Origin of the sequence: Kouleothrix sp. (genome assembly GCF_046328425.1) — a bacterium.
In the GTDB taxonomy this organism is placed as follows: Bacteria; Chloroflexota; Chloroflexia; order Chloroflexales; family Roseiflexaceae; genus Kouleothrix.
The window spans coordinates 60,989-82,700 of sequence record NZ_JAXLWP010000022.1; the positions used below are offsets into that span (position 1 = coordinate 60,989).

Genomic DNA, 21,712 nt, shown 5'->3' on the forward strand with positions numbered 1-21,712 from the left:
GTGCACCTCACCCCCCCTTCCCCCCTCTCCCGCGCGCGGGAGAAGGGGGAAGGGGGGTGAGGGCCGACGTTGCACGCGCCCTGAGTGCGTAACTCCTAAGCTTGACAGAACCGCGTGGCTGCGGTACAACAGAGCTATTGTTGCCGAGGATGCTGTGATCGACGCTCCAGCCATATCTAGCACGATACGCCGCGCCAGGCGCCGCTGCGCCGCCCTGCGGGCGCGCCTTCGTCGCGGCCAGGCGGCTATCGCTCTCGTCGCGCTGCTGGCGCTGAGCCTGGGCGAGCCGCTGCTCTGTATCGCCCACTGCCAGATCTGGCTGCCGCTCGCATTCCAGAGCTACTTCGGCGCACAGCACCAACATCACCACCACACCGCAGCTGACGCCGCCGGCACACACACGGCCGCCGCGCTAGCGGCAGCGCCGGCCCAGCCCGAGCCCTGCGCCATGGCCGATGGCGGCGCGGGCGCGCCGTTCCACGTGCCGCCATCGCCAGTGCACGACATGGTCGCCACGCTGATCGTGCTGATCGTGGTGGTGCGGCTGCTGTTCGCCCACCGGGTGTCGCCGCCCGGCGACCCACCCGCACCTCTCCTTCCACCACTCCTGCGCCCGCCAATCTGCTGCGCCGCCTAAAGCGCGGTTCGAGCGTGCGCGCCATGTGCGCCTGCGGCGAACCACGCGCCTGCGGCTGATCGCGCGTGCGCGCGCTGCCCGTCCGTAGCGCGCCACGCCCGGCGATTCCCATGCAGCCGACGAGCACCCCAGTTTCTGGGCCGCCCGCGCGTGCTGTATCTGCGATGGCTCAACAGCTATGCATCTTTGGAATGTGCGACGTAAACGCCTGGCCGCTGTGCTGATGGCGCTACTGCTTGCCGCGTGCGGCGGGCAAAGCCAGCCGGCCCGGCTCGCGACACAGCGCCAGCTGATCGATCAGGTCAGCATCAGCGTGACCATGCCCGAGGTGGCCCAAGTGGCCAGCGAGCAAGCGGTGCTGGTGACGCTGGCCGACGCAGCGGGCCAGCCGATCGACGGCGCCGAGGTGTGGCTGGCGCTGATCATGCCCACCATGCAGATGAGCCCGAACGAGCCCGACGCGCAGGCCGAGGGCGGCGGCCGCTACCGTGTGACGGCAATCTTCACGATGTCGGGAAATTGGAACCTGGAAGTTCACGCGACAGTGGCGGGGCAGGAGTATATCGCGCGCTTTCAGCAGCGCACCTCCTGACTTCGCCCAAGCTGTAATCGGCAACACCGCGCGGGGCAGCACGCCTACGCCGGCCACATAAGGAGAAACCCCCATGACACGACGGATCGCTGGAGCCCTATTGATCGCGCTCGCGCTGAGCCTCGCGCTGTTTGGCGTTGCCTCGGCCCACGCCAAGCTGGTATCTTCCGACCCAGCGGCCGGCGCCAACCTCACCGCCGCGCCCGCCAAGGTCACGCTTAAGTTCAGCGAAGAGATCTCCGACAAAGCGACCGATAGCTTCTTCACCGTCACCGACGAGAAGGGCGCCGAGGTTGGCAAGGGCACACTCGACAACACCGATGTCGACCACGCGACGCTGAGCGGCGCGCTCAACAGCGGCCTGGGCAACGGCGTCTACACCGTGACCTGGCAGACGATCACCCCCGACGACCAGGGCAAGAGCCAGGGCAGCTTTACGTTTGGCGTGAACAAGGCCCCCGGCGCGCAGCCAACCGCTGCGGCCCACAGCGAAGAGCAGCCGACCGCCGCGGCCACTGGCGCGGCCCAGCCGACTGCGGCAGCCCACAGCCACGACGAGTCGCCCAGCACGCTGCCCAAGACCGGCGGCAGCGACGTGCCGCTGAGCGGCATCTTCCTGGCGGCGGCGGCACTGCTGCTGGTGGGCGGCCTGGCGCTGCGGCGCGGCACGGGCAGGGCTAAGTAATGCACCGCTGGCGAACGCGAAGCATGGATGCGCTCGATCGGCTGCGCGCGCTGTGGTGGTGGCGGCCCCGCCGGCCGCTGCTCCCCAGCCTGGCGCTGCTCGTGGCGCTGTGCTTCGCGTTCGCCGAGCCGCTGGCGTGCATTGCCCACTGCCAGCTGTACACACCCTGGCTCCTGCGTGGCCAGCAGCACCACACGCACGCCCGGGCCGCACACGTCCACACGGCACCTGGCGGCGCGGCAGCCCTCGCCCGCCCGGCGCCAGGCAGCAGCTTCACCGATGCAGCGCCAAGCACGGCGTCGGCGTGGTGCTTCTACGCTGCCCGGCAGCCGGCAGCGCCAGGCGCGGTTGTGCCGTCTTCGCCGGTGCACGAGCTGGTACTCGCGCTCGTGCTTGGGCTCGGTGCGCTGGCGCGGCTGCGATTCCTGCCGCGGCGCGCCGTGGTAGCCCACACCATCGGCGGCCTGGCGCCGCCAACCCCACCCCCTCGCCTCGCACTGCCCTCAGCGTAGCCCGCATCCCGCAGCGAAGCTCGCATGCCGCGCACTCGGTGTAGCGCGCGTGCTCGGCGCATGTGCGCATGCTCGCAGCGTGAACGGCCTGCGGCTGCGTCCGCAGATCGGCTCCATTCGCATCTTTCGCGAACACCATAGCCAAGAGCAGAGAGAGTGCCCCTACGGGAGAACTCGGGATGGCCGGGTGTTCTAGGCTCCATGCCCGAGCGCTCTGCGCTCGGCTATAGACCCTTCAAAGGAGGCGCCATATGCCCGCTCTACAACCCTTTCGCGCCGCCCTGCTGGCGTTGATCGCCTGCGCGGCGCTCCTAAGCGCGTGCGGGCGACCCGAGCTCCACGGCACTGTGCTCGAACCAGCCAAGCCTGCGCCGGATTTCACGCTCGCGGCCCACACCGGGCAGACTTTTACCCTGAGCCAGCAGCGCGGCAAGGTAGTGCTGCTGTTCTTCGGCTTCACCAACTGCCCCGACGTCTGCCCGACCGCGCTCTCGGACATGGCCGTGGTGATGCGCAAGCTTGGCGACGACGCAAAAAACGTTCAGGTCGCGTTTGTTACGCTCGACCCCGAGCGCGATACCCCGGCGCGCCTGGCGAAATATATGGCGGCGTTCAACCCGACGTTTCTGGGCCTGCACGGCGACCAGGCGGCAATCGCCCCGATCATGAAAGCGTACGGCGTGACGGCGATCCGCCGCGAGCTGCCCAACTCGGCGCTCAAGTACACGATCGACCACTCACCGTTCATCTATGTGATCGACCCTGCCGGCACCTGGCGCGAGCTGCTGCAGGACGGCATTCCGACCACCGATATGGCCAACGACATCCGCACGATTATGCATAACGGAGGCTAGCTATGCGACGATTTCTGATTGCCACGCTTCTCGTGGCCGCGCTCGGCCTGAGCGCCTGCGGCACTTCCGACACGGCCAGCGCGCCCGCAGCCGCACCGACCAGCGCCCCGCTGCCTGCTACCGCCGCGCCTACAGCGCCGGCCAGCGCTATTACGATCACAAACGTGTGGGCGCGCCCCGCCGCGATGGGTGGCACAGCCGGCGCCAAGCCCACCGACGCCATGGCCGGCGCCAAGCCCACCGACGCCATGGCCGGCGCCAAGCCCACCGACGCCATGGCCGGCGGCATGGCCAGCGACATGGGCGGCGCGAACGGCGCGATGTACCTGACGATCAGCAACAGCGGCGGCGCCCCCGATCGCCTGCTGAAAGTCGTTGGCGACATCGCCAAGTCGATCGAGCTGCACACTGTGATCAAAAACGGCGACGTAATGCAGATGCGCCCGGTCGAGGCGGTCGACGTGCCGGCCAACGGCAGCGTCGAGCTGAAGCCCGGCAGCTTCCACGTTATGCTGATCGGCCTGAACCGCGACCTGAAGCTTGGCGATACCTTTGAGATGACGCTGCAATTCGAGAAGGCCGGGCCGATCAAGGTGCAAGCCGTAGTGAAGCAGCCCGAGTAAGGACACAGCCATGGACACCCCCCTGGCCCGCCGCGCGATCGGCGCCGTCGCGCTCGCGGTTGCACTGCTGGCGGCGCTGGCCGGCGTATGGTGGTGGCGCGGCCCGAGCGAGGCCGCGCGCCAGGTGGTGTATGCCGTGCCGCCAGGCACCGCCGCGCGCCTGGCCGCCGGCCAAGCCGTCGAGGTGCTGCCGGCGACGATCAACCTGACGCTCAACCAGCACGACATCCTGGTGATTCGTAACGACGACACCCAGCCGGTGCAGATCGGCCCATTCACGATCGACCCTGGCCAGCGCTTCGTGCAGCGCTACTACAACCGCGGCACCTACGAGCTGCTCTGCACTATTCACGCCGACCAGCGGCTACGCGTGATTGTGGAATAGGCGCGCTATGGCTCTGATTTTGCCAGAACTTACGCACTTGCATTATTCCGCGTCCTGAAGCCGCAAGATTGAGCCTGCGGCAGTATGCCTTCTGTGTGCGGTTTTTCCGCGCGGCGTGCGGAAAAACCGCATACAACTGGAGAACGAGTATGAGCACATCATCAGAGCGCGGCCGCGCGGTACGCTCCGCGCCACGCCAGGGCCCGCTGCCGCAGCACCACAACGCGATTGTGGCAGCCGAGGCCGGGCGCTGCGCCGCCGACCAGAACGCCTTCTGGGAGATGCACCGCCTGCTGTTTGCCAACCAGGCCGAGTGGGCCGATCAGCCGCAGCCGCTCACGCAGTTTCTCGGCTACGCCGGCGCGCTCAAGCTGAACGCCGCCAGCTTCCGGCAGTGCCTCGACAGCCACAGCCACCGCAGCGAGGTGCTGGCTTCGCAGCAGGCCAGCTACCAGGCGAACATCCAGCAGACGCCGACTTTCGTGATTGGCGGGCGCCAGTACCTGGCATCCGAGCTGCGCGCGGCGGTCGACGCGGCGCTGCAGGCCAAGGCGCGCTGAGCAGGCAAAGGAGGCCCCTGATGAATCCCTATCGGCTGCCCCAGCGCGCCTACGCGCTGCCCGACGCCAGCGCCGACGCCGAGCTGATGCGGCGCGTCTGCATGCACGACGAGGCCGCGCTGCGCGAGATCTACCAGCGCCATCGCCGGCTGGTGGCGCGCGTCGCCTGGCAGATCACCCGCGACGAGACCACGGCGGACGAGGTGGTGCAGGATGTGTTTCAGGCCGCCTGGCAAGCGGCCGCGCGCTTCGAGCCGGGTGGCAGCATCGCGACATGGCTGGCGGCAATCGCGCGCAATCGCGCCGTCGACGCGCTGCGCTCGAAGTTGTATCGCCAGCGCCAGCGCGAAGAGTGGCTGGGCGACCCACACGTGGCCGGCGCGCTCAGCGCGGCCGACACCCCCGAGGCGCTGCTGGTGCTGCACGAGAGCCTGCGCACCACGCTGGCGCGGCTTGCGCCGCAGATGCGCGCCACGGTCGAGCTATACCTGTACGCCCAGCTCTCGCCCGACGAGATCGCGCAGTGCGCCGGCCTATCGGTGAGCGTGGTGCGGCGGCGTCTGCGCTACGGGCTGCACAAGCTGCGCGATCAGCTCGCGGCCGAGCCTAGCTATGCGCCTGCGCGGGACGCCTGATACCAACTCCGTTTGATTACTTGTGTTTTCTAGTGCGGCGCCCGGCAGCCGGGCGCCGCACTAGAAAATGAATTGGGGGCGGCGAAGCCGCCCAAACCCCCACCAAAGTGTCAGTCATCAAGCGAATTTGGTATGATAGGCCATAACGCCTCGCAAGCCGCCGGGCTACGGGCGCGCAGCCAGCCGATAAACGCTCGCGACATCGCCATTGAACAGCGGCGCCAACTCGGCGTGCAGCCGGTCGAGCTGCGCCTGGCGCGCCGGGCTGGCCCAGGCGCGATCGACCACGACATACACCACCCCGGCGTCGCGCAGCTCCGCCAGGCTGGCTGCGCCGGGGAAGCCCAGCATGGCCTCGCGCAGCCGCAGGTAGGCCGGCGGGAAAAAGCCCGAGTAGCCGTTCGCCAGCGGATGGCGGTGGCCAAATGCCTGCAGCATCGCCACGGCGGTCGGCTCATAGTCGCCGGCCGCGCCGCTGGCAGGAAACGGCGCCATCGCCACCGCGCCGGGCGGCTGCGTCGCCAGCCAGCCGATCCACGGTTCGGCCATGCGCTCGCGCGGGAAGCGGTAGAGCGGCGCCGGCACGACCCACACCTCGAGCAGCGCGCCGGCCGTCAGCGCCACGGCCAGCCAGCGCCCCAGCGGCGCGCGCCAGCGCCACAGCCCGGCCAGGGCCAGCCCGGCCAGCGTCACCAGCAGCGCCTGAAGCAGCGCGGCGGCGCGAAATGGGCTGCGCAGCTGCCGAAAGCCCGGCACCAGCGCGCGCAGCAGCTGGTATGGCGCCCAGCCCGCCAGGCGCAGGTTCAAGCCAAAGCTGATCAGCAGCGCCACGCCGCACCCCACGAGCGCGAACAGCACCCAGCGCCGCCGGCCGCGCCAGCCAGCCGCCGCGCCGCCAAGCGCCAGCAGCAGCAGCCCCGTGCCGGGGTAGAGCGTCTGCCCGCTGCCGCCGCTCGCGCGCAGCCACGGCAGGCCAGCGCCAAGCGCGCCCGGCGTCAGCCGCAGGTAATCGGCGGCCTGCGCGCTGTTCTGGGCGATCGTTGCGTCGCCGCGCGCGAAGGCCGCGCTGAACTGTGCCTGCGCCGGCAGCACCGGCAGCAGCAGCAGCGCGGCTAGCGCCAGCCCGATCAGCAGGTTGCCGGCCGCCAGCCGCCCCAGCCCCGCCCATGGCAGCAGCGCCAGCGCGCTGAGCCCGAGCACAACCACCGCGAACGCGCCGTAGTACTCGCACGTCAGGAACGCAAGCGCCAGCGCCGCGCCCAGCGCCAGCGCCGTGCCCAGCGCCGGCCGGCGCCGGAAGCGCACCAGCGCGTTGAGTGCCAGCCAGATCGGGAACAGCATGATCAGCTGGAGCACGCCCAGCTCGTAGGCCGCGAATGGCAGCGCCACCGCCAGCGCGCCCGCCAGCAGCGACGGGCCGCGCGGCGCACCCATCGTCGTCATCAGCCGGCCGGCGGCCGCGCCATTCGCCGCCAGCGCCAGCAGCAGCACCAGGTTGTAGGCCAGCACCTCGTCGCCGCCGAGCAGCCAGAGCGGCGCGAACACCAGCCCGGTGGCCGGCTGCGGCTCGGAGAGCGCAAACGCGCCAGCAAGCGGGTAGAAGATCGGCGCCTGCCAGTAGCCGGCGTAGCCCGCCAGCAGCCGGTCGGCATTCCAGCGCAGCGTCCACAGGTTGAACAGCGCCACCGTGGCCGGCGCCTCGCTGCCGATCGGCAGATGCGTGCGCAGGTGCAGCGCCAGCGGCCAGCTCGCCAGAATCGCCACCAGCAGGTAGAACAGCGCCAGCGCGGCGCGGCTATAATAGTGCCTGTGATCACGAATCGCTGCTGACATAGGGGTGTCACTCGGGGCTGCTAGACTTATGGCATATTCGATTCGACAGCAGGAGGCATCCCAATGGCAGCAACACCCGCGCTCGATTTTGTGCTCTTCCACGTGGCCGATCTCGGCTCGGCGCTGGCATTCTTTAGCGAGAAGCTCGGCTGCGCGCGCGTGCTCGATGAAGACGCCCCAGGCTTCCATTTTCTCCGTGGCGGGCACGGCGTCGATTTCGGCCTGGCGCAGGTGCACCCCGGCGGGCCGGCCGCCGGCACAGTGCAGGTGTACTTCAAAACCGCCGACCTGGAAGGGGCGCGCGCGGCGCTGCTGCGCCAGCAGGTGGACGCCGCGCCAATCGTGAGTTTGCCGTTTGGCCCGGTGTTCGATGTCGGCGCGCCCGACGGCTTCGCGCTTACCCTGCTTGGCGCAGTGTAGCCGGCCGAACGCAGCATCAGTTCGCGGCGCGCTCGTCGCCAGCAGCTGCGCTCACGGCGCGGCTGCTGGCGGCTGCGCGGCCGCACGGCGCCCGATTGATACAAGCAGAAAGGCCCACCGATGAACCACACGAGCAGCGGGACGCTGGCGGCGACCGCGCCCTTCGATTTCGAGCTGTCGCTGCGCTTCATCGGCGGCTTTCGCCCGGTGGCGGGCGAGCAGCGCGCGGCCGAGCGCACGCTCACCAAAGCGCTGTTCGCGAACGGCCAGCCGATCGTCGCCCAGCTCGCCGATGCCGGCTACGAAGCCACGCCCCGGCTCGCCTACACGCTCCACGCCGACCGGCCGATCGACCCGGCGACGCAGCGCGCGGCCGATGATCGGCTCAGCTTCTTTCTCAGCCTGAACGACGACCTGCGGCCATTCTACGCGCTCGCCGAGGCCGACCCGATCTTCGCGCCGATCGCGCGGCAGCTCTACGGTTACCACCAGGTCAAGTTCCTCACGCCATTCGAGAACGCCGCCTGGGCCGTGCTGACGCAGCGCAACTCGATCGCGGCGGCGCGCGGGCTGAAGCAGCGCCTCACCGAACGCTACGGCGCTAGCCCAACCCTGGCCGGCCAGCGCTACCCGATCTTCCCCGAGGCCGCCGCGCTAGCCCAGGCCGACCCGGCCGAGCTCTTCGATCTGCTGCCGGCGATGCGCCGCGCCGAATACCTTCAGGCGGCAGCGCAGGCATTCGCGCACGCCGACGAGGGCTGGCTGCGCACGGCGCCGTACGACGAGGCCGAGCGCTGGCTGCGCGGCATCAATGGCATCGGCGCCTGGTCGGCCAGCTTCATTCTGCTGCGCGGGCTGGGCCGCACCGAGCGCCTGCCGGCCGGCGAGAGCAAGCTGGCCGCCGCTGTCGAAAAGCACTACGCGGGCGGGCGCAGGCTCTCGCCGGCGGCTATGGCCGGGCTCGGCGCGCGCTATGGCGCCTACCAGGGCTACTGGGCGCACTACATGCGGGTGGCGGGCTGAGGCCGGCACAGGCCGGCCTGCGCCTGGCGTTCCTTACTCTCCCTCGGCAGATCTGCTGCGCCTTCGGTGCTGCCGTAGGCAACGTGCCGCAGCTCGATGCAGAACAGAGCCACTGCGTAAGTTCTCGTCAAGACGCGCTGGCGTCTTCGTCGGGCGGCGCTTTCGCCCGCCCATAGATCCGCGTGAGCGTCGCCAGCCGGTCGGCAAGCTCGAGCGTGAGCGCGCCGGCGTGGTAGCGCCAGCCCCAGTTGCCGCCGGCGCGGCCGGGGGTATTCATGCGGCCCTCGCTGCCGAGCGACAGCACATCCTGCATCGGCACGATCGCCGTCTCAGCCACCGACGCCAGCGCCAGCCGGATGAAGTCCCAGCCGACGTCGCTGCCATCGCGGCCAAGGTACAGCTGCACAGCGCGGCGCTCGTGGTCGGGCAGCGTGCGCCACCAGCCCAGCGTCGTGTCGTTGTCGTGCGTGCCGCTGTACACCACGCAGCGCTGTGCGTAGTTATGCGGCAGGTACAGATCCTGAGGGTCGCCGCTGCCGAACGCGAACTGCAGCACCTTCATGCCGGGGAAGCCCAGATCGTCGCGCAGCGCCTCGACATCGGGCGTAATCACGCCGAGATCCTCGGCAATAATCGGCAGGCTGCCGAGCGCAGCGCGCACCGCCTCGAACAGCGCGGTGCCTGGCCCAAGCACCCAGCGCCCGTTGATCGCGGTTTCCTCGCCAGCCGGCACCTCCCAGTAGGCCGCAAAGCCGCGGAAGTGATCGATCCGCACGATATCGACCAGCGTGAGTGTCGCGCGGAAGCGCTCGATCCACCAGCGGTAGCCCGACTGCGCCAGCTCGTCCCAGCGATACAGCGGGTTGCCCCACAGCTGCCCGGTGGCGCTGAAATAGTCGGGCGGCACGCCGGCCACCACCGTGGGAGCGCCAGCGTCGTCCAGCTCGAAGATCGCGCGGTTGGCCCACACGTCGGCGCTATCGTACGCCACGAAGATCGGGATGTCGCCGATGATCTGGATGCCGCGCACGTTAGCGTAGGCCTTCAGCTCGCGCCACTGCTCGAAGAACAGCCACTGCATATACGCGTGGCGCTCGGTCTCGGCGCTGAGGCGGCTGCCCCACTCGCCCACGGCGGGCGCCTCGCGCCGGGCGATCGACGGCTCCCAGCCATTCCAGCTCGCGCCGCCGTGGGCGTCTTTCAGCGCCGCGAACAGCGCGTAGTCGGCCAGCCAGGCGCGCTGCTCGGTACGAAACGCGGCGAAGGCATCGCGCTGGGCCTGGCTGGCCGCGTGCTTGAAATGCTCGAACGAGCGCCGCAGCGCCGCCTGCTTGAACGGGATCACCGCGCCGTAGTCGACACTCTGGTCGGAAAACTGCGCGCCGGCCAGGTCGTCGCTCACCAGCAGCCCCTGGGCCAGCAGTCGGTCGAGGCTGATCAGCAGCGGGTTGCCGGCAAACGCCGAAAAGCCCTGGTATGGCGAGTCGCCGTAGCCGGTTGGGCCGAGCGGCATCACCTGCCAGAGCTGCTGGCCAGTCGCCGCCAGAAAGTCGACAAATGTATAGGCGGCGTCGCCCAGGTCGCCAATGCCCCACCGCCCCGGCAGCGAGGTCGGGTGCAGCAAAATACCGCTCTTGCGTGTCATCGCGTATCCTTTAAAGTAGCTGGTTTTTTGATTGATGGCATAGTATACTAGCTTTTTCGGAATGCAATGCGGTGGAAGCAATGCCACAGAAACCAAACTCGCGCCTGGTATACAGCACCGACCCCGCGCCCGACGACGCGCCAGCGCCGGCGGCCTACCCCTCGGCCGCGCAGCAGACAGCGCGGATCTGGCGCGACCGCGCGCGCCGGCGCGGCAAGACCGTGACGGTAATCGGCGGGCTGCAGCACGACCCGGCCACCTTCGAGGCGCTGCTCAAGCGGCTCAAGCAGCAGTGTGGCGCGGGCGGCACATACAAAGACGGCGAGATCGAGATCCAGGGCGATCATCGCGAGCGCGTGGCCGCAGCGCTCGGCGCTATGGGCTACAAGATCAAGCACGTCGGCGGCTAGGCGCAATACCTTTTAAGACATACGCAGGTGGCGCCCTCAGCCTTCGGCAGAGCGGTACTCTATCTCCGTATCGTGTCCATTTTCCGCGCTCCGCGCGGAAAATGAACACAGAAGATCAACACGTGCCATGTTGCCGCAGGCTCAATCGCGTACCGTGAGGAAGCCAAATCACGCAAGCGCGTAACTCCTAATCTTTCACATACGGTGAGTATAGGCGTTTGCCACAGCCGGGCTGCAGCCGCATAGTCTTTGCGTCTTTGTGGCTATGTGAAATGTATGGGGGGCTAGGCGAGGGCGTGCGAGGGCGCGCAACCAACTGGTCGGAAGCGCCGAGGATCAATGCTGCGCTCAGCCTTCGAGCGGATCGAGCGCGGCATTCCAGGCTTTCATGCGCTCGGCATCGCCGCCGGCGTCGGGGTGATGCAGGCGCGCCATGGCCTTGCGAATAGCCCGCGCCTCGTCGGGCGTCAGATCGAGCGTCAGGCCGCCGATCTTAAACGGCACCGCAGCGTTCTCGGCGCGCGAGCGCCACAGCTCCAGATCCTGCTCGAGCGCGGCATGCTCGCGGCCGGCCTCAGCCAGGTTCTCGATCGTCTTCTTATGCGCGCGCACAATCTCGGCGTGGCGCTGCTGCTCTTTGCCAAGCTGGCGCGTGAGCGCGCCGATCGTCTTGTACGCCTCGCTGAGCTCGCGCTGCAGCAGGGCCACCTCGGGGTCGGGCGAGGGTGTATAGGGCTCGTGGTGCGTCTCGGGCATTGTGTCTCTCGCAGGGGCCGCGCGGCCAAAAAGCGAAGGTGAGGGATTGCCGCTGTGCGCCGCAACCGCCCCACCCCCCAATCGAAACATACGCCGCTTCAGCCGCGCGCCTTGCGCCTGATCTGGAAGGTCATATACAGGCTCAGCACCACATAGTAGGCCATATACAGCAGCGAGAAGTTCACCAGTAGCGGGTTGGGGTTCGGCATCTGGATGAGGATCAGCACAAAGCTCACCAGCCACAGCGCGCTGAGCGTCAGCGTTGTCGAGCGGAACGCGACAGTGCGCGTGGGGTAGAGGTAGCGGATCGGCACGAACACCATGATCGACCAGAAGATCAGCACCACGCCGACGGTGAACGGCGAAAGGTTCAGCACGATCGCGTAGAATGCGATCACGTTCCAGTAGCTTGGGAAGCCAAGAAAGAAATGATCGTCGGTTTTAGCGTCGACGCGGCAGAACTGGTAGCTCGAGGCCAGCAGCGGCAGGGCGGCGATCGCCATCCCGGCAACGCCGGGCGGCAGCAAGTCGAGCTGCCAGATCAGCAGGATGGGCGCGAACACATACGTCAGGTAGTCGACGATATCGTCGAGGCGGCGGCCATCGAACCACGGCAGCATCTCGCTGACGCGGAAGCGCCGGGCCAGCGAGCCGTCGGTGCCGTCGACAATCAGCGTAATCAGGCTGATCCACAGCGCCTGAACTGCGTTGCCCTGGATAGCGGCCAGAACCATCAGGAAGGCCAGCACCGCGCCACTGGCAGTGTAAAGGTGGACGGCAGCCGCGCTTACCTGCGACCATCGCGACGTGCTTCGCTGGATCATGATGCTCCTTCAATGGCAGGCATATGCCGCGTATCAGAGTTAAAATTCACAAATATTCATAAGTGTAACGCCTCTGACGCCGGCCGTCAATTGCCATATTATGGCACTTGCTGCTCTACCGCCGGGTCGATCGCCAGCAGGGTACGGCTAATCCAGCCGGTGACTGGCTGGCCATTGCGGCTGTAGCTGATCTTGAACCACGAGGCATCCTGGTTCTTGCCCAGCAGCTGCACGATCTCGCCGGCGCTCACCTGGCCGATCGGCTTGCCGCTGACCGGCTGCTCGCGCACATTGCCGCCGTTTGCCACGCTGGCGCTCAGCACCACGGGCTGCCGGGCCACGGCCGTGGCGGTGCGCGCGGCCAGCAGCGTGGCGGTGGCGTTCAGCTCGGCGAGCGCGGTAGCGGTGCGCAGGGGGATGGCGGTGGCTGCAGCGGCGGTGGCGGTGCCGACCGCCTGGGCCAGCCGCTGCTGGCGCACGCCGCCGGCCCACACGCCGCCCGCGCCGAGCAGCGCCAGCACTACCGCAGCGATGATCAAGTTCAGCAGCGCGCGCAGCGGCCCGCCACGGCGCGGCGCCTTCGGGCCAAACAGGCGATCCCAGTCGTTGGGGCGTATTTTGCTAGGCACAGGTGCTCCCAAAGCGCGATTTGGCAGTTCGATTGCCGGCACAGTATAGCATAACCGCCTGCGGCGGCGTACCAGTCGGTAATCATACTATGGTCCTTACTTGGCGCGCCCGCGCGCTTCGGGGCTTGCGCCCCCTATCGCTGCCGGGGCCTGCGCGGCCGCCGCGCCCGGCACGCATTCGGGGGCTGTGCGCCCCCGTGCCCCGCAACAGGGCGCTCTCGTGCGCCCTGCACCACAGCCGGGGCGCTGCCCCGAACCCCGCCAAAGAATGCCGCCTCAGATGCGATGCCGGTGGTGCATGCCTTGGGGCACAGAATGATGTGTTGGCTTGCCCTGAGGCATGAGCCAATGATGTGTTGGTTTTCCCTGAGGCATGAGCCAATGATGTTCTCGCTGGTACGGCCTGCTTTCAGCGGGAGGGGTTTTAGGGGAACCGGCCTGGTTCCCCTAATCGGGGGCCGGGGGCGAAGCGCCCCGGAAGATTGGGGCCGGGGGCGAAGCGCCCCGGAAGATCGGGGCCGGGGCGAAGCGCCCCGGAAGATCGGGGTCGGGGCGAAGCGCCCCGGAAGATCGGGGCCGGGGCGAAGCGCCCCGGAAGATCGGGGCCGGGGCAAAGCGCCCCGGAAGATCGAGGCCAGAGGCGAAGACCCGGAAGAGCTTGCGCCGGGGGGGCGCAGCCCCAAAACCTGCGGCACGCTAGATCAGGCCCTGCTCGCGCGCGACGCGCGCCGCCTGCGTGCGGTTGGCGGCGTGCAGCTTCTCGAGAATGGCCGAGACGTGGTTCTTCACCGTGCCCTCGGCCAGAACAAGCCGCGCGGCGATCTCGCGGTTGCTCAGGCCATCGCCCAGCAGGCGCAGCACCTCGCGCTCGCGCTCGCTGAGCGGCTCGTACTCGGGCTCCTGCGGCTCTACGCGCCGGCGCGAAAACTCGGCAATCATGCGGGCGGCGACGCTGGGCTGCACAATGCTTTCGCCGGCGTGCACGCGGCGTATGGCCGCCAGCAGGTCGTCGGCCGGGGTGTCTTTCAGCAAATAGCCGCGCGCGCCGGCCTTGATACCATCGAACACATACTCGTCGTAGTCGAAGGTCGTCAGGATGATCACGCGCGTGCCGGGCAGCGCGGCGGCGATCTGCGCGGTGGCCGCCACGCCGTTCACGTGCGGCATCTGAACATCCATCAGCACTACGTCGGGCCGCAGCGCCAGCGCGCGCTCGATCGCCTGCTGGCCGTCGGCGGCCTCACCGGCCACTGCGAAGCCCGGCTCGAGCTCGAGGATTGTGCGCAGCCCGTGGCGCATCAGCGTCTGGTCTTCGGCGATCAACACGCGGATGGCCGGGGCGCCCGCGTGCTCGGCCGTTTGGGGTGGGTTGCTCATACGAGTGGCACCTGTGCTTCAACCAGCGTGCCGCCGCCCGGCCGCTCGCCAATACGAAATGTTCCGCCCAGCGCCTCGACGCGCTCGCGCATGCCGATCACGCCGTAGTGGCCGGGCCGCGCCAGCGCTCCCGCGCTCAGGCCCGAGCCGTCGTCGGCCACGCGCAGCACCAGGGCGCCGCCGTGGCGCTCGAGCGCAATGGTGGCGCTGGCGGCAGCGGCGTGGCGCTCGGCGTTGGCCAGTGCCTCGCGCGCGACGCGCCAGAGCGCCTCGGCAGTGGCCGGCGGCAGCGGCGGCAGCTCGCGCGGCGGCGCGTAGTTCACACGCAGGCCGCCGCGGGCGCGCACCTCGTCGGCGACGCTTTGCAGCGCGGCGGGCAGGTGCGCCAGGCCGGGCAGCTCGGCGCGCAGGTCGGCCAGCGAGCGCCGCAGCTCGCCCATGGTGTCGCGCACCAGCGCGCGGGTGGCCGCCAGGCTCGCGTCGCCGCGCGCCCGATCCACGGCATAGAGGCGCTGAGCGGCCTCAAGCTGGACATTCACCACCACCAGGGCGTGGCCCAGGCTGTCGTGCATGTCGCGCGCCAGCCGCGCCCGCTCGCGCAGCGCGGCCAGCTCTTCGGCCTGGGTCGCATAGCGCTCGAGATCCTCCTTGGCGCGGCGCAGCTCGGCGATCAGGTGCTCGCGCTCGTGGCGCTCGTTGAACAGCATGCCGATAAACAGCGCAAGCCCGACCCAGCCGGCCACAAACAGCACAAAGCCGCCCAATGCGCCCCAGTCGCCGTCGCGGATCGCCTCGTCGATGGCGATCGGCACCCAGATCACCCCCCCAGCGCGCCGATCGGCACCAGCCAGTGCCGGCGCTCGACCGCCGCGAACACCTGGCCCATGAGCGCGAACGTCACCCCCACAAACCCCGACGAGTAGTGCAGCAGCAGCAGCGCGCAGCTCGTCTGCACGCTCATGTAGATCAGCACCTGGCGGTAGGGAACAGGCCAGCGCCCGGTGCGGCGCGCGTCGCTGCGCTCAAACAGCTCGTACGCCAGCAGAAACACGCCGATCAGCCCGAGCATGCCTGCGCCGCGCCAGCTGCCCAGCAGCGCCGGGTCGTCGTGCAGCGCCTGGTACGTGGCCACCGCCAGCGAGATCCAGAGCATGAAGCGCCAGAAGACCAGAAACCAGCCGAGCCAGCCCGGTTGGTGCATCGATCGTTCGCCCATCACTTCACCCTGTCTGTCTGCGCCGGGTCGCGCGCCTGGCGCCACGAGCGGCCGTGGCGCCAGGCGCGATCGCACAAGTAAGCTGCGCCGTTCCACTTCTACTGCAGAAGCGCACCGCCGAGGGCTGAGCGCGCCAGCCGCGTACGTCCTCGGTAGTATAGCATCGCCGAGCGCTAGCGCTGCTCCCAGCGGAACAGCCGGCCGGCCAGCACCAGCGCCACGGCGCCATAGCACAGCAGCCCCAGCAGGTCGACAAGCGGCGCCTGCGCGGCCGGGATCGGCAGCATGCGCGGGCGGATCAGATCCACCAGCATGGTCGCGGGCGTCCAGATGCTGATGTTGCTCAGCCAGCGCGGCAGCAGCTCGAGCGGCATGAACAGGTTGCTGACGAACATCAGCGGGAAGTACAGCGCCTGGCCGATCGCGCCGGCGGCCCCGCCGGTGGGCGCCACCGCGCTGATCAGCTGGCCGATCACCAGGAACACCAGGCCGCCGGCCAGCGCGTAGGGCAGGGCCATGGCCAGGCCTGCCCAGGTGAAGCTGGCGCCGTACACCAGCACCGCCGTGAGCACAATCACCGCGCTCTGCCCGAGCACCAGCACCAGCCGCGCCAGCACGTAGGCGGCGATCAGCTGCCAGGCCGGCAGCGGGGTGGCGTGTACCCGCCACAGCACGCCGCGCTCGCGCAGCGTGGCCAGCCGGCTCGAGTCGCCGAGCAGCCCGCTCGACATCAGGTTGAGCACCACGATGCCGACGGTCAGCCAGGCGATCTGCTCGCGCCAGATCACGCCGTAGAGCAAGATCAGGCCGATCGGGAAGGCGAAGTTCCAGAACAGCGCCGTGCGGTTGCGCAGGTTCATCAGCATGTTGGCCTTGGCCAGAATAAAAAAGCGCCGCATTGCAATGTGCCCTTTCTTCTCGGTTTATACCAAATTCGCTTGATTACTTAGACTGTGGTGGGGGTTCGGGGCGGCTTCGCTGCTCCCGAATTTCTTTTTGTGTGGCGCTGCGTGGCTTCGCCACGCAGCGCCACAATCGATAGCGGTGTGCGGTTTTTCCGCGCTCCGCGCGGAAAACCGCACACACAATGAGCGGCACGTACCACGCTGCCGCAGGCGAAATGCACTGCTTCGAGAGCCGAACAACGCAACCGCATAAGTCCTAAAGAGATCAAGCGAAAAGCATATTTAGATACGCGGCCTTCAGGCTACGCTGGCAAGCCAGGCGGCCTCTTCGTCCTGCAGGGCGTCCTGGCCGCCGGCCAGCGAGCTGCCAGTGAGCGCGATGAATACGTCTTCGAGGTTTGGCTGGCGGCGCGCGGCCTCCTCGGGCGCGAGCGGCGGCGCGTGGCGCGCGATCAGCTCGCGCGGCGTGCCAAGCGCCACCAGCTTGCCGGCGTGAATGATGCCGACACGGTCGCAGAGCTCCTGGGCCTCTTCCATTGCGTGCGTCGTCAGCACCACCGTGCGGCCTTCGGCCCGCATGCGCCGCACCAGCGCCCACACTCCGCGGCGCGACTGCGGATCCAGGCCAGTGGTCGGCTCGTCAAGCAGCACGATCTGCGGGTCGTTCACCAGCGCCAGCGCCAGCGCCAGGCGCTGCCGCTGCCCGCCCGATAGCTGCTCGGCGCGCGCCCTGGCTTTCTGCGCCAGGCCAAAGCGCTCGAGCATCTGCGCCACCTGCGCGCGTGTCGGGAAGCGGTCGTAGAGCGCGGCGTATAGCTCGACCAGCTCGGCCAGCGTCAGCTCGGGGAACATTGCCGCCGTCTGCAGCTGCACGCCTAGCACGCGCTTGATCTGCTCTGCGCCGCGCGGCAGGTCGTAGCCGGCCACGCGCACCCGCCCGGCCTGCGGCCGGCGCAGCCCTTCGATGCACGCCAGCGTGCTGGTTTTGCCCGCGCCGTTCGGGCCGAGCAGCCCGAACACTTCGCCCGCCTCGATCGACAGGCTCAGCCCGGCTACTGCGCGCACGTCGCGGTAGCGCACCTCAAGATCGGTCATTTCGATTATTGGCTCGCCCGGCATGGGTCGCTCCTCCTTCAGCCGCAGGGCCGCCGTGGCGGCGCGGCGTCGCGTTCGATGGAGCAATCATACGCCGGCGCGGCGCGTGCCGGTAGTACCAGAGGGGCTAATCGAGGGGGTGCCGAAAGTCACGGCGGCGCTCGGCCGAAATGCCGAGGGCGCGCGGCCGGCCAACGCAATCGGCAGGCAGCCCGCCGCCACCTGCCGATCGCAGCCTGCGAGCGTGCGGCGCTACGAGCGCGCCATGCCGGCCAGCTCGCGCACATGCGCGCCTATGTCGGCCGATTTCACCAGCGCCTCGCCCACCAGAATGGCATCGGCGCCCCAGTCGCGCACCTGCGCGACGTGCTCGCGCGTGAAGATGCCGCTCTCGCTCACCAGCAGCGGCCGGTCGGCGGCCGGCAGCCGCGCCGCCACGCGCCGGGTGGTGTCGAGCGACGTGACAAAGCTGTGCAGGTCGCGGTTGTTCACGCCCACCACGCGCGCGCCGGCCGCCAGCGCTCGATCCAGCTCGGCCTCGTCGTGTACTTCGACCAGCGCCTGCATGCCCAGGGCGTGCGTCAGCGCCAGCAGCTCGCGCAGCGGCGCGTCGGCCAGCGCTGCCACAATCAGCAGCAGCGCGTCGGCGCCGTGCGCGCGCGCCTCGTACACCTGGTAGGCGTCGATGATGAAGTCCTTGCGCAGCAGCGGAACCGGACGAAGAACCAACGACAAAGAACCAAGAGCAGAATCTTCTTTGGTCTTTGGTCTTTGGTCGCTTGCCGGCTGCATGAGTGTACGAATCTGTTGCAGATATTCGAGGCTGCCCTGGAAGAACTGCTCGTCGGTGAGCACCGAGATCGCGGCGGCGCCGTGCGCGGCGTAGGTGCCTGCCAGCGCCAGCGGGTCGAAATTCTCGATCAGCACGCCCTTCGACGGCGAGGCCTTTTTTACCTCGGCTATCAGCGCGACGCTGCCCGGCCGGCGCAGCGCCGCGTCGAGCGGGCGGACGGGCGGAGCTGCGGCAATGCGCGCCACCAGCTCGTGCTGCGGCACCTGGGCGCGGCGCAGCGCCACCTCGGCGCGCTTGTGATCTAAAATGCGGGTCAGGAATGTCCCCGCGTCCTGAGCAGTCATCGGCGTGGCCTCACTGGTATGGCGGTCGGTCGCGCGCTATTGTAGCACGCGCGGCACTTTTTCATACTCAGCCTGGCCCTGGCTCTCGCCCACGCGCTGGAAGCCGCAGACGCGCTCGTAGAAGTAGCGGTTTTTCCCCGACCAGGTGGGGGTGCGCAGGCTCCAGCGCGCCGTGTCGGGGTAGGTGGCCTCGAGGAACTGCCAGGCGCGGCGGCCGACCCCGGCGTCCTGCCAGTCCGGGTCGATGAACAGCAGCCCGAGGACGTTGTAGGCATCTTCGAAGCGCCACACGACCATCCCGCCGACGATCGCCTGGCCGCCGTCGCGAATGGTGTAGCGGTCGATGTCGACGCAGCCAAACAGCCAGCGGTGGAAAAAGGTGTCGCTGCTCATGTACGGGGCCAGCTCGGCCTCGCCGGCGGCCTCGGCGCGCCGAAACTCCGCCAGAAAGCTGCGCCGCATCATATCGGCCAGCTCGGGCAGCTCGTCGGCGACCATGAACGCAAATGTCGGCGTCCTGTGGGTAGGCACCGCGCACCTCCTTGCTGACGTGCACCCGGCAGCCTCGTGCTACGCCTCCGGCGGCTGCTCGAAGCCAAGCTCCTCGGCCACGATATACAGCGGGCGGCGCTTGACTTCGTCGTAGATCCGGCCGAGGTACTCGCCGATGATGCCGAGGAAGATCAGCTGGATGCTGCCGATGAACAGCACGCTCACCAGCGTCGAGGCCTGGCCGTAGAATGGTGGATTGCTGGGGTTGGCCAGCCGCATCACGATCACGGCCAGCAGAAAGATCAGGCTGATCAGCGCCACGATAAAGCCGAAGTAGGTGGCCAGCTGCAGCGGCAGGTACGAGAAGCTAGTGATGCCGTCGAGCGCCAGGCGCACCATCTTGCTCAGCGAGAACTTCGTCTCGCCGGCCTTGCGCGCGTCGCGCTCGTAGCTGATGCCCGTCTGGCGGTAGCCGACCCACACCGACAGGCCGCGCATAAACCGGTTGTACTCGCGCATCTGGATGATCGCGTCGACCACCTTGCGATCCATCAGGCGGAACTCGCCGGTGTCGACGGGAATCTGGATGTTCGTGATCTTGGCAATCAGGCGGTAGAATGCCGAGGCGGTGGCTTTCTTGAACCACGTCTCGCCGGCGCGCTCGGCGCGCTGGGCGTACACCATCTGGTAGCCCGCGCGCCACTGCTCGACCAGGCGCGGCACCACTTCGGGCGGATCCTGCAGGTCGGTATCCATCACCACAATCGCGTCGCCGCGCGCGTGGTCGAGCCCGGCCGTGAGCGCGGCCTGCAGGCCAAAGTTGCGCGAGAAGTTGATCACCTTGACGCGCGCGTCGCGCTGGTGCACCCGGCGCAGGATCTCGGGCGAGCGGTCGCGCGAGCCGTCGTTCACCAGCACTAGCTCGAACGGCTCGCCGAAGGCTTCAAGCACGGCGATCGTTCGGTCGCAGAACTCTTCGAGCAGCGCCTCTTCGTTGTACACCGGCCCGACGATCGAGATCACCGGCCGGGCAGGCTGGTGGGCAGCGCGATCGCGCGGCACGATCTGTTCCAGCGGGTCGACGATTTGCATGAGCCCTGATCCCCTGCGCGTCTTGTCATACACGGCCATCAGCACCCACGCATTGTAACATATCTCGCTACTCGGTCAGCTCGAATGTCACGCCGGGCGAGCCGGGGATCGAGAAGGAGACGCGGTCGAACGAGACCTGCATCGGGGCGTGCAGCGCGCGCAGCCCGCGCTGGGCCTGCTCAAGCGAGGCGACCTTCAGCACCAGCGTGGCGATGCAGTGCCGGGCCATGGTGCGCAGCCGGATGGCCGGCCCCGCGCCAACCCGCCACAGGCCGTCGTCGCCGGGCACCAGCGGCTGCAGCAGCTGCACCCAATCGCCGGTGGATTTAATCAGGTTTGGCACGCCGATCACCACCTCGCTCACGCCTTCGAGGCCGATCCGCCCGCCGTGGCGGTGGTGCGCCATGCCCTGGCCGTCGGCGACGAGGCTGGCGCCATTGTGGTAGTAGCCGGTGAGCGAGAGCATGCTGCGCCCCGAGGCGTGCGCCAGCAGTGCGTGGGCGATCCGGCTGCTCAGGCGCGCCTGCCCGGCCGGTGTACTGGGCGCCTGGCGCATCAGCGAGAACAGCGCGCGCTGCCAGACATTCTCGCCCAGCAGATCGCCCAGGTAGATGCGCTCCCACAGCTTGATCGGCTCCTGGCCCTCGGGGGCGGGCGTGAAGAATGGGATGACGCCGCTGTGGCGCAGGTGCCGCCGCTCAAGCTCGGGCAGCAGCCGCGTCAGCGGGCGCGAGAGCGAGAGAAAGCTCAGGAGTTGGTAGTGCGCGGGGTTCGACTGGGCCAGCGCCGAGCGTGCCGCCGTGCCGAGCCTGATCACCTCGAGCGCCATGTTGCCGAGCGAGACGCGCCCGGAGCTATAGCCGGCGTACTCGGCGAACGGCGCCACGGCGGGAAACCCCAGCGCTTGCGTCAGGAATTGAAACAGCCGCAGCGCGTCGTCGGCGCGAATCCCAACGTGATCGATCTGCTTCAGGAAGGGGTGCGATGCAATCATAGCATACTTCGGCAACGACACAGGGTCGATCTGATCGAGTACTGAGTGCGATGCGTTCATGGCATACCTCGATGTCTCTTCAGCAGCGCCGGCGACGTGGCCGGGCTGGATGTATGCGGTTGTCGGATGTAGCTGGCGAAGACGATGCGAAAGACACCGTGCCGCGTTCCAACCCGACACGACGGCTGGAGCGCAGCGTGCCTGCGTAGCTGTAGATATAACGGGCGGGCGGGCGGCGCGGATACGCGGAACAGTTGGGAGGGTGTGTAGGATTCTCGTGTGGCGCAGGGCTGCTGTATGGTGCAGGTTCGGGGCAGCTTTGCCGCCGCCGAAAACTTCCTTTTTGGCTGGTCGCGGCCACGCCAGTGGCCGCGACCAGCA

26 protein-coding genes are annotated in these 21,712 nt (G+C 68.5%); 12 read left to right on the forward strand and 14 right to left on the reverse strand.

Annotated features, from left to right (window positions below):
• Window positions 1-154 precede the first annotated feature (154 nt).
• The 9 genes from U0177_RS19755 to U0177_RS19795 all read left to right on the forward strand — a co-directional run bounded on the left by U0177_RS19755 (window position 155) and on the right by U0177_RS19795 (window position 5,483).
• Complete coding sequence (locus U0177_RS19755) at window positions 155-637, forward strand: hypothetical protein (protein ID WP_409572383.1); 483 nt, start codon at window positions 155-157, stop codon at window positions 635-637.
• 193 nt (window positions 638-830) lie between these two features.
• Window positions 831-1,229 (forward strand): FixH family protein, encoded by a 399-nt coding sequence (locus U0177_RS19760; RefSeq protein ID WP_409572384.1) that lies wholly within the window; start codon window positions 831-833, stop codon window positions 1,227-1,229.
• Window positions 1,230-1,302: 73 nt separating this feature from the next.
• Window positions 1,303-1,914, forward strand: a complete 612-nt coding sequence (locus U0177_RS19765) for a copper resistance protein CopC (RefSeq protein ID WP_409572385.1) — start codon at window positions 1,303-1,305, stop codon at window positions 1,912-1,914.
• A gap of 23 nt (window positions 1,915-1,937) precedes the next feature.
• Entirely contained in the window at window positions 1,938-2,426 is a 489-nt protein-coding gene (locus tag U0177_RS19770; RefSeq protein WP_409572386.1) for a hypothetical protein, read from the forward strand.
• 251 nt (window positions 2,427-2,677) lie between these two features.
• The gene (locus U0177_RS19775; RefSeq protein WP_409572387.1) at window positions 2,678-3,280 is read left to right on the forward strand and encodes an SCO family protein; all 603 of its coding nucleotides are present in this window, start codon (window positions 2,678-2,680) and stop codon (window positions 3,278-3,280) included.
• A gap of 2 nt (window positions 3,281-3,282) precedes the next feature.
• Window positions 3,283-3,903: a copper chaperone PCu(A)C gene (locus tag U0177_RS19780; RefSeq protein WP_409572388.1), complete on the forward strand. Its 621-nt coding sequence runs from the start codon at window positions 3,283-3,285 to the stop codon at window positions 3,901-3,903.
• 10 nt (window positions 3,904-3,913) lie between these two features.
• Complete coding sequence (locus tag U0177_RS19785; protein WP_409572389.1) at window positions 3,914-4,288, forward strand: hypothetical protein; 375 nt, start codon at window positions 3,914-3,916, stop codon at window positions 4,286-4,288.
• A 149-nt stretch (window positions 4,289-4,437) separates the two neighbouring features.
• Window positions 4,438-4,848, forward strand: a complete 411-nt coding sequence (locus U0177_RS19790; protein WP_409572390.1) for a DsbA family protein — start codon at window positions 4,438-4,440, stop codon at window positions 4,846-4,848.
• Between the two features lie 20 nt (window positions 4,849-4,868).
• Window positions 4,869-5,483, forward strand: coding sequence for an RNA polymerase sigma factor (locus U0177_RS19795; protein ID WP_409572391.1), 615 nt, complete (start codon window positions 4,869-4,871; stop codon window positions 5,481-5,483).
• Window positions 5,484-5,648: 165 nt separating this feature from the next.
• On the opposite strand, the gene U0177_RS19800 is transcribed toward U0177_RS19795, so the two are convergent.
• Window positions 5,649-7,316: a hypothetical protein gene (locus tag U0177_RS19800; protein ID WP_409572392.1), complete on the reverse strand. Its 1,668-nt coding sequence runs from the start codon at window positions 7,314-7,316 to the stop codon at window positions 5,649-5,651.
• Between the two features lie 63 nt (window positions 7,317-7,379).
• On the opposite strand from U0177_RS19800, the gene U0177_RS19805 reads away from it, so the two are divergent.
• Window positions 7,380-7,736: a VOC family protein gene (locus tag U0177_RS19805; RefSeq protein WP_409572393.1), complete on the forward strand. Its 357-nt coding sequence runs from the start codon at window positions 7,380-7,382 to the stop codon at window positions 7,734-7,736.
• Window positions 7,737-7,856: 120 nt separating this feature from the next.
• Window positions 7,857-8,759 carry a DNA-3-methyladenine glycosylase family protein gene (locus U0177_RS19810; protein WP_409572394.1) on the forward strand — a complete coding sequence of 301 codons (903 nt, stop codon included), beginning with the start codon at window positions 7,857-7,859 and terminating at the stop codon, window positions 8,757-8,759.
• A 127-nt stretch (window positions 8,760-8,886) separates the two neighbouring features.
• Here U0177_RS19810 and malQ read toward each other — a convergent pair whose 3' ends face one another.
• The gene (gene malQ, locus U0177_RS19815; protein ID WP_409572395.1) at window positions 8,887-10,404 is read right to left on the reverse strand and encodes a 4-alpha-glucanotransferase; all 1,518 of its coding nucleotides are present in this window, start codon (window positions 10,402-10,404) and stop codon (window positions 8,887-8,889) included.
• A gap of 80 nt (window positions 10,405-10,484) precedes the next feature.
• On the opposite strand from malQ, the gene U0177_RS19820 reads away from it, so the two are divergent.
• Window positions 10,485-10,814, forward strand: a complete 330-nt coding sequence (locus U0177_RS19820) for a translation initiation factor (protein WP_409572396.1) — start codon at window positions 10,485-10,487, stop codon at window positions 10,812-10,814.
• Window positions 10,815-11,162: 348 nt separating this feature from the next.
• Here the strand turns inward: U0177_RS19820 and U0177_RS19825 are convergent, their stop codons facing one another.
• The 12 genes from U0177_RS19825 to U0177_RS19880 form a co-directional block, all read right to left on the reverse strand.
• Window positions 11,163-11,570 carry a hypothetical protein gene (locus U0177_RS19825; protein WP_409572397.1) on the reverse strand — a complete coding sequence of 136 codons (408 nt, stop codon included), beginning with the start codon at window positions 11,568-11,570 and terminating at the stop codon, window positions 11,163-11,165.
• A gap of 98 nt (window positions 11,571-11,668) precedes the next feature.
• On the reverse strand, window positions 11,669-12,394 hold the full coding sequence (locus tag U0177_RS19830) for a CDP-alcohol phosphatidyltransferase family protein (protein WP_409572398.1): 726 nt from the start codon (window positions 12,392-12,394) through the stop codon (window positions 11,669-11,671).
• A gap of 98 nt (window positions 12,395-12,492) precedes the next feature.
• Window positions 12,493-13,023 carry an SH3 domain-containing protein gene (locus U0177_RS19835; RefSeq protein WP_409572399.1) on the reverse strand — a complete coding sequence of 177 codons (531 nt, stop codon included), beginning with the start codon at window positions 13,021-13,023 and terminating at the stop codon, window positions 12,493-12,495.
• Between the two features lie 696 nt (window positions 13,024-13,719).
• A complete protein-coding gene (locus U0177_RS19840) occupies window positions 13,720-14,400 on the reverse strand; it encodes a response regulator (protein ID WP_409572400.1) in 681 nt (226 codons plus the stop codon).
• A complete protein-coding gene (locus tag U0177_RS19845) occupies window positions 14,397-15,212 on the reverse strand; it encodes a sensor histidine kinase (RefSeq protein WP_409572401.1) in 816 nt (271 codons plus the stop codon). The genes U0177_RS19840 and U0177_RS19845 overlap by 4 nt, the downstream gene beginning before the upstream one ends.
• A gap of 5 nt (window positions 15,213-15,217) precedes the next feature.
• Complete coding sequence (locus U0177_RS19850; protein WP_409572402.1) at window positions 15,218-15,616, reverse strand: hypothetical protein; 399 nt, start codon at window positions 15,614-15,616, stop codon at window positions 15,218-15,220.
• A 173-nt stretch (window positions 15,617-15,789) separates the two neighbouring features.
• Window positions 15,790-16,515, reverse strand: a complete 726-nt coding sequence (locus U0177_RS19855) for an ABC transporter permease (protein WP_409572403.1) — start codon at window positions 16,513-16,515, stop codon at window positions 15,790-15,792.
• 303 nt (window positions 16,516-16,818) lie between these two features.
• Entirely contained in the window at window positions 16,819-17,640 is an 822-nt protein-coding gene (locus U0177_RS19860) for an ABC transporter ATP-binding protein (RefSeq protein WP_409572404.1), read from the reverse strand.
• A gap of 228 nt (window positions 17,641-17,868) precedes the next feature.
• Complete coding sequence (trpC, locus tag U0177_RS19865; RefSeq protein ID WP_409572405.1) at window positions 17,869-18,753, reverse strand: indole-3-glycerol phosphate synthase TrpC; 885 nt, start codon at window positions 18,751-18,753, stop codon at window positions 17,869-17,871.
• A 36-nt stretch (window positions 18,754-18,789) separates the two neighbouring features.
• Window positions 18,790-19,284: a GNAT family N-acetyltransferase gene (locus U0177_RS19870; protein ID WP_409572406.1), complete on the reverse strand. Its 495-nt coding sequence runs from the start codon at window positions 19,282-19,284 to the stop codon at window positions 18,790-18,792.
• Between the two features lie 39 nt (window positions 19,285-19,323).
• Window positions 19,324-20,337: a glycosyltransferase family 2 protein gene (locus U0177_RS19875; RefSeq protein WP_409572407.1), complete on the reverse strand. Its 1,014-nt coding sequence runs from the start codon at window positions 20,335-20,337 to the stop codon at window positions 19,324-19,326.
• 67 nt (window positions 20,338-20,404) lie between these two features.
• Window positions 20,405-21,331, reverse strand: a complete 927-nt coding sequence (locus U0177_RS19880) for a hypothetical protein (protein ID WP_409572408.1) — start codon at window positions 21,329-21,331, stop codon at window positions 20,405-20,407.
• Window positions 21,332-21,712: the final 381 nt, after the last annotated feature.

Bases quoted from the DNA above. Each gene is read 5' to 3' on its own strand.
- U0177_RS19775 (WP_409572387.1), top strand. From the start codon at position 2,678: ATGCCCGCTCTACAACCCTTTCGCGCCGCCCTGCTGGCGTTGATCGCC.
- U0177_RS19875 (WP_409572407.1), bottom strand. From the start codon at position 20,337: ATGCAAATCGTCGACCCGCTGGAACAGATCGTGCCGCGCGATCGCGCT.
- U0177_RS19860 (WP_409572404.1), bottom strand. From the start codon at position 17,640: ATGCCGGGCGAGCCAATAATCGAAATGACCGATCTTGAGGTGCGCTAC.
- U0177_RS19785 (WP_409572389.1), top strand. From the start codon at position 3,914: ATGGACACCCCCCTGGCCCGCCGCGCGATCGGCGCCGTCGCGCTCGCG.
- trpC (WP_409572405.1), bottom strand. From the start codon at position 18,753: ATGACTGCTCAGGACGCGGGGACATTCCTGACCCGCATTTTAGATCAC.
- U0177_RS19850 (WP_409572402.1), bottom strand. From the start codon at position 15,616: ATGGGCGAACGATCGATGCACCAACCGGGCTGGCTCGGCTGGTTTCTG.
- U0177_RS19805 (WP_409572393.1), top strand. From the start codon at position 7,380: ATGGCAGCAACACCCGCGCTCGATTTTGTGCTCTTCCACGTGGCCGAT.
- U0177_RS19810 (WP_409572394.1), top strand. From the start codon at position 7,857: ATGAACCACACGAGCAGCGGGACGCTGGCGGCGACCGCGCCCTTCGAT.
- U0177_RS19770 (WP_409572386.1), top strand. From the start codon at position 1,938: ATGGATGCGCTCGATCGGCTGCGCGCGCTGTGGTGGTGGCGGCCCCGC.
- U0177_RS19790 (WP_409572390.1), top strand. From the start codon at position 4,438: ATGAGCACATCATCAGAGCGCGGCCGCGCGGTACGCTCCGCGCCACGC.
- U0177_RS19840 (WP_409572400.1), bottom strand. From the start codon at position 14,400: ATGAGCAACCCACCCCAAACGGCCGAGCACGCGGGCGCCCCGGCCATC.
- U0177_RS19765 (WP_409572385.1), top strand. From the start codon at position 1,303: ATGACACGACGGATCGCTGGAGCCCTATTGATCGCGCTCGCGCTGAGC.
- U0177_RS19830 (WP_409572398.1), bottom strand. From the start codon at position 12,394: ATGATCCAGCGAAGCACGTCGCGATGGTCGCAGGTAAGCGCGGCTGCC.
- U0177_RS19820 (WP_409572396.1), top strand. From the start codon at position 10,485: ATGCCACAGAAACCAAACTCGCGCCTGGTATACAGCACCGACCCCGCG.
- U0177_RS19800 (WP_409572392.1), bottom strand. From the start codon at position 7,316: ATGTCAGCAGCGATTCGTGATCACAGGCACTATTATAGCCGCGCCGCG.
- U0177_RS19825 (WP_409572397.1), bottom strand. From the start codon at position 11,570: ATGCCCGAGACGCACCACGAGCCCTATACACCCTCGCCCGACCCCGAG.
- U0177_RS19855 (WP_409572403.1), bottom strand. From the start codon at position 16,515: ATGCGGCGCTTTTTTATTCTGGCCAAGGCCAACATGCTGATGAACCTG.
- malQ (WP_409572395.1), bottom strand. From the start codon at position 10,404: ATGACACGCAAGAGCGGTATTTTGCTGCACCCGACCTCGCTGCCGGGG.
- U0177_RS19795 (WP_409572391.1), top strand. From the start codon at position 4,869: ATGAATCCCTATCGGCTGCCCCAGCGCGCCTACGCGCTGCCCGACGCC.
- U0177_RS19780 (WP_409572388.1), top strand. From the start codon at position 3,283: ATGCGACGATTTCTGATTGCCACGCTTCTCGTGGCCGCGCTCGGCCTG.
- U0177_RS19880 (WP_409572408.1), bottom strand. From the start codon at position 21,331: ATGATTGCATCGCACCCCTTCCTGAAGCAGATCGATCACGTTGGGATT.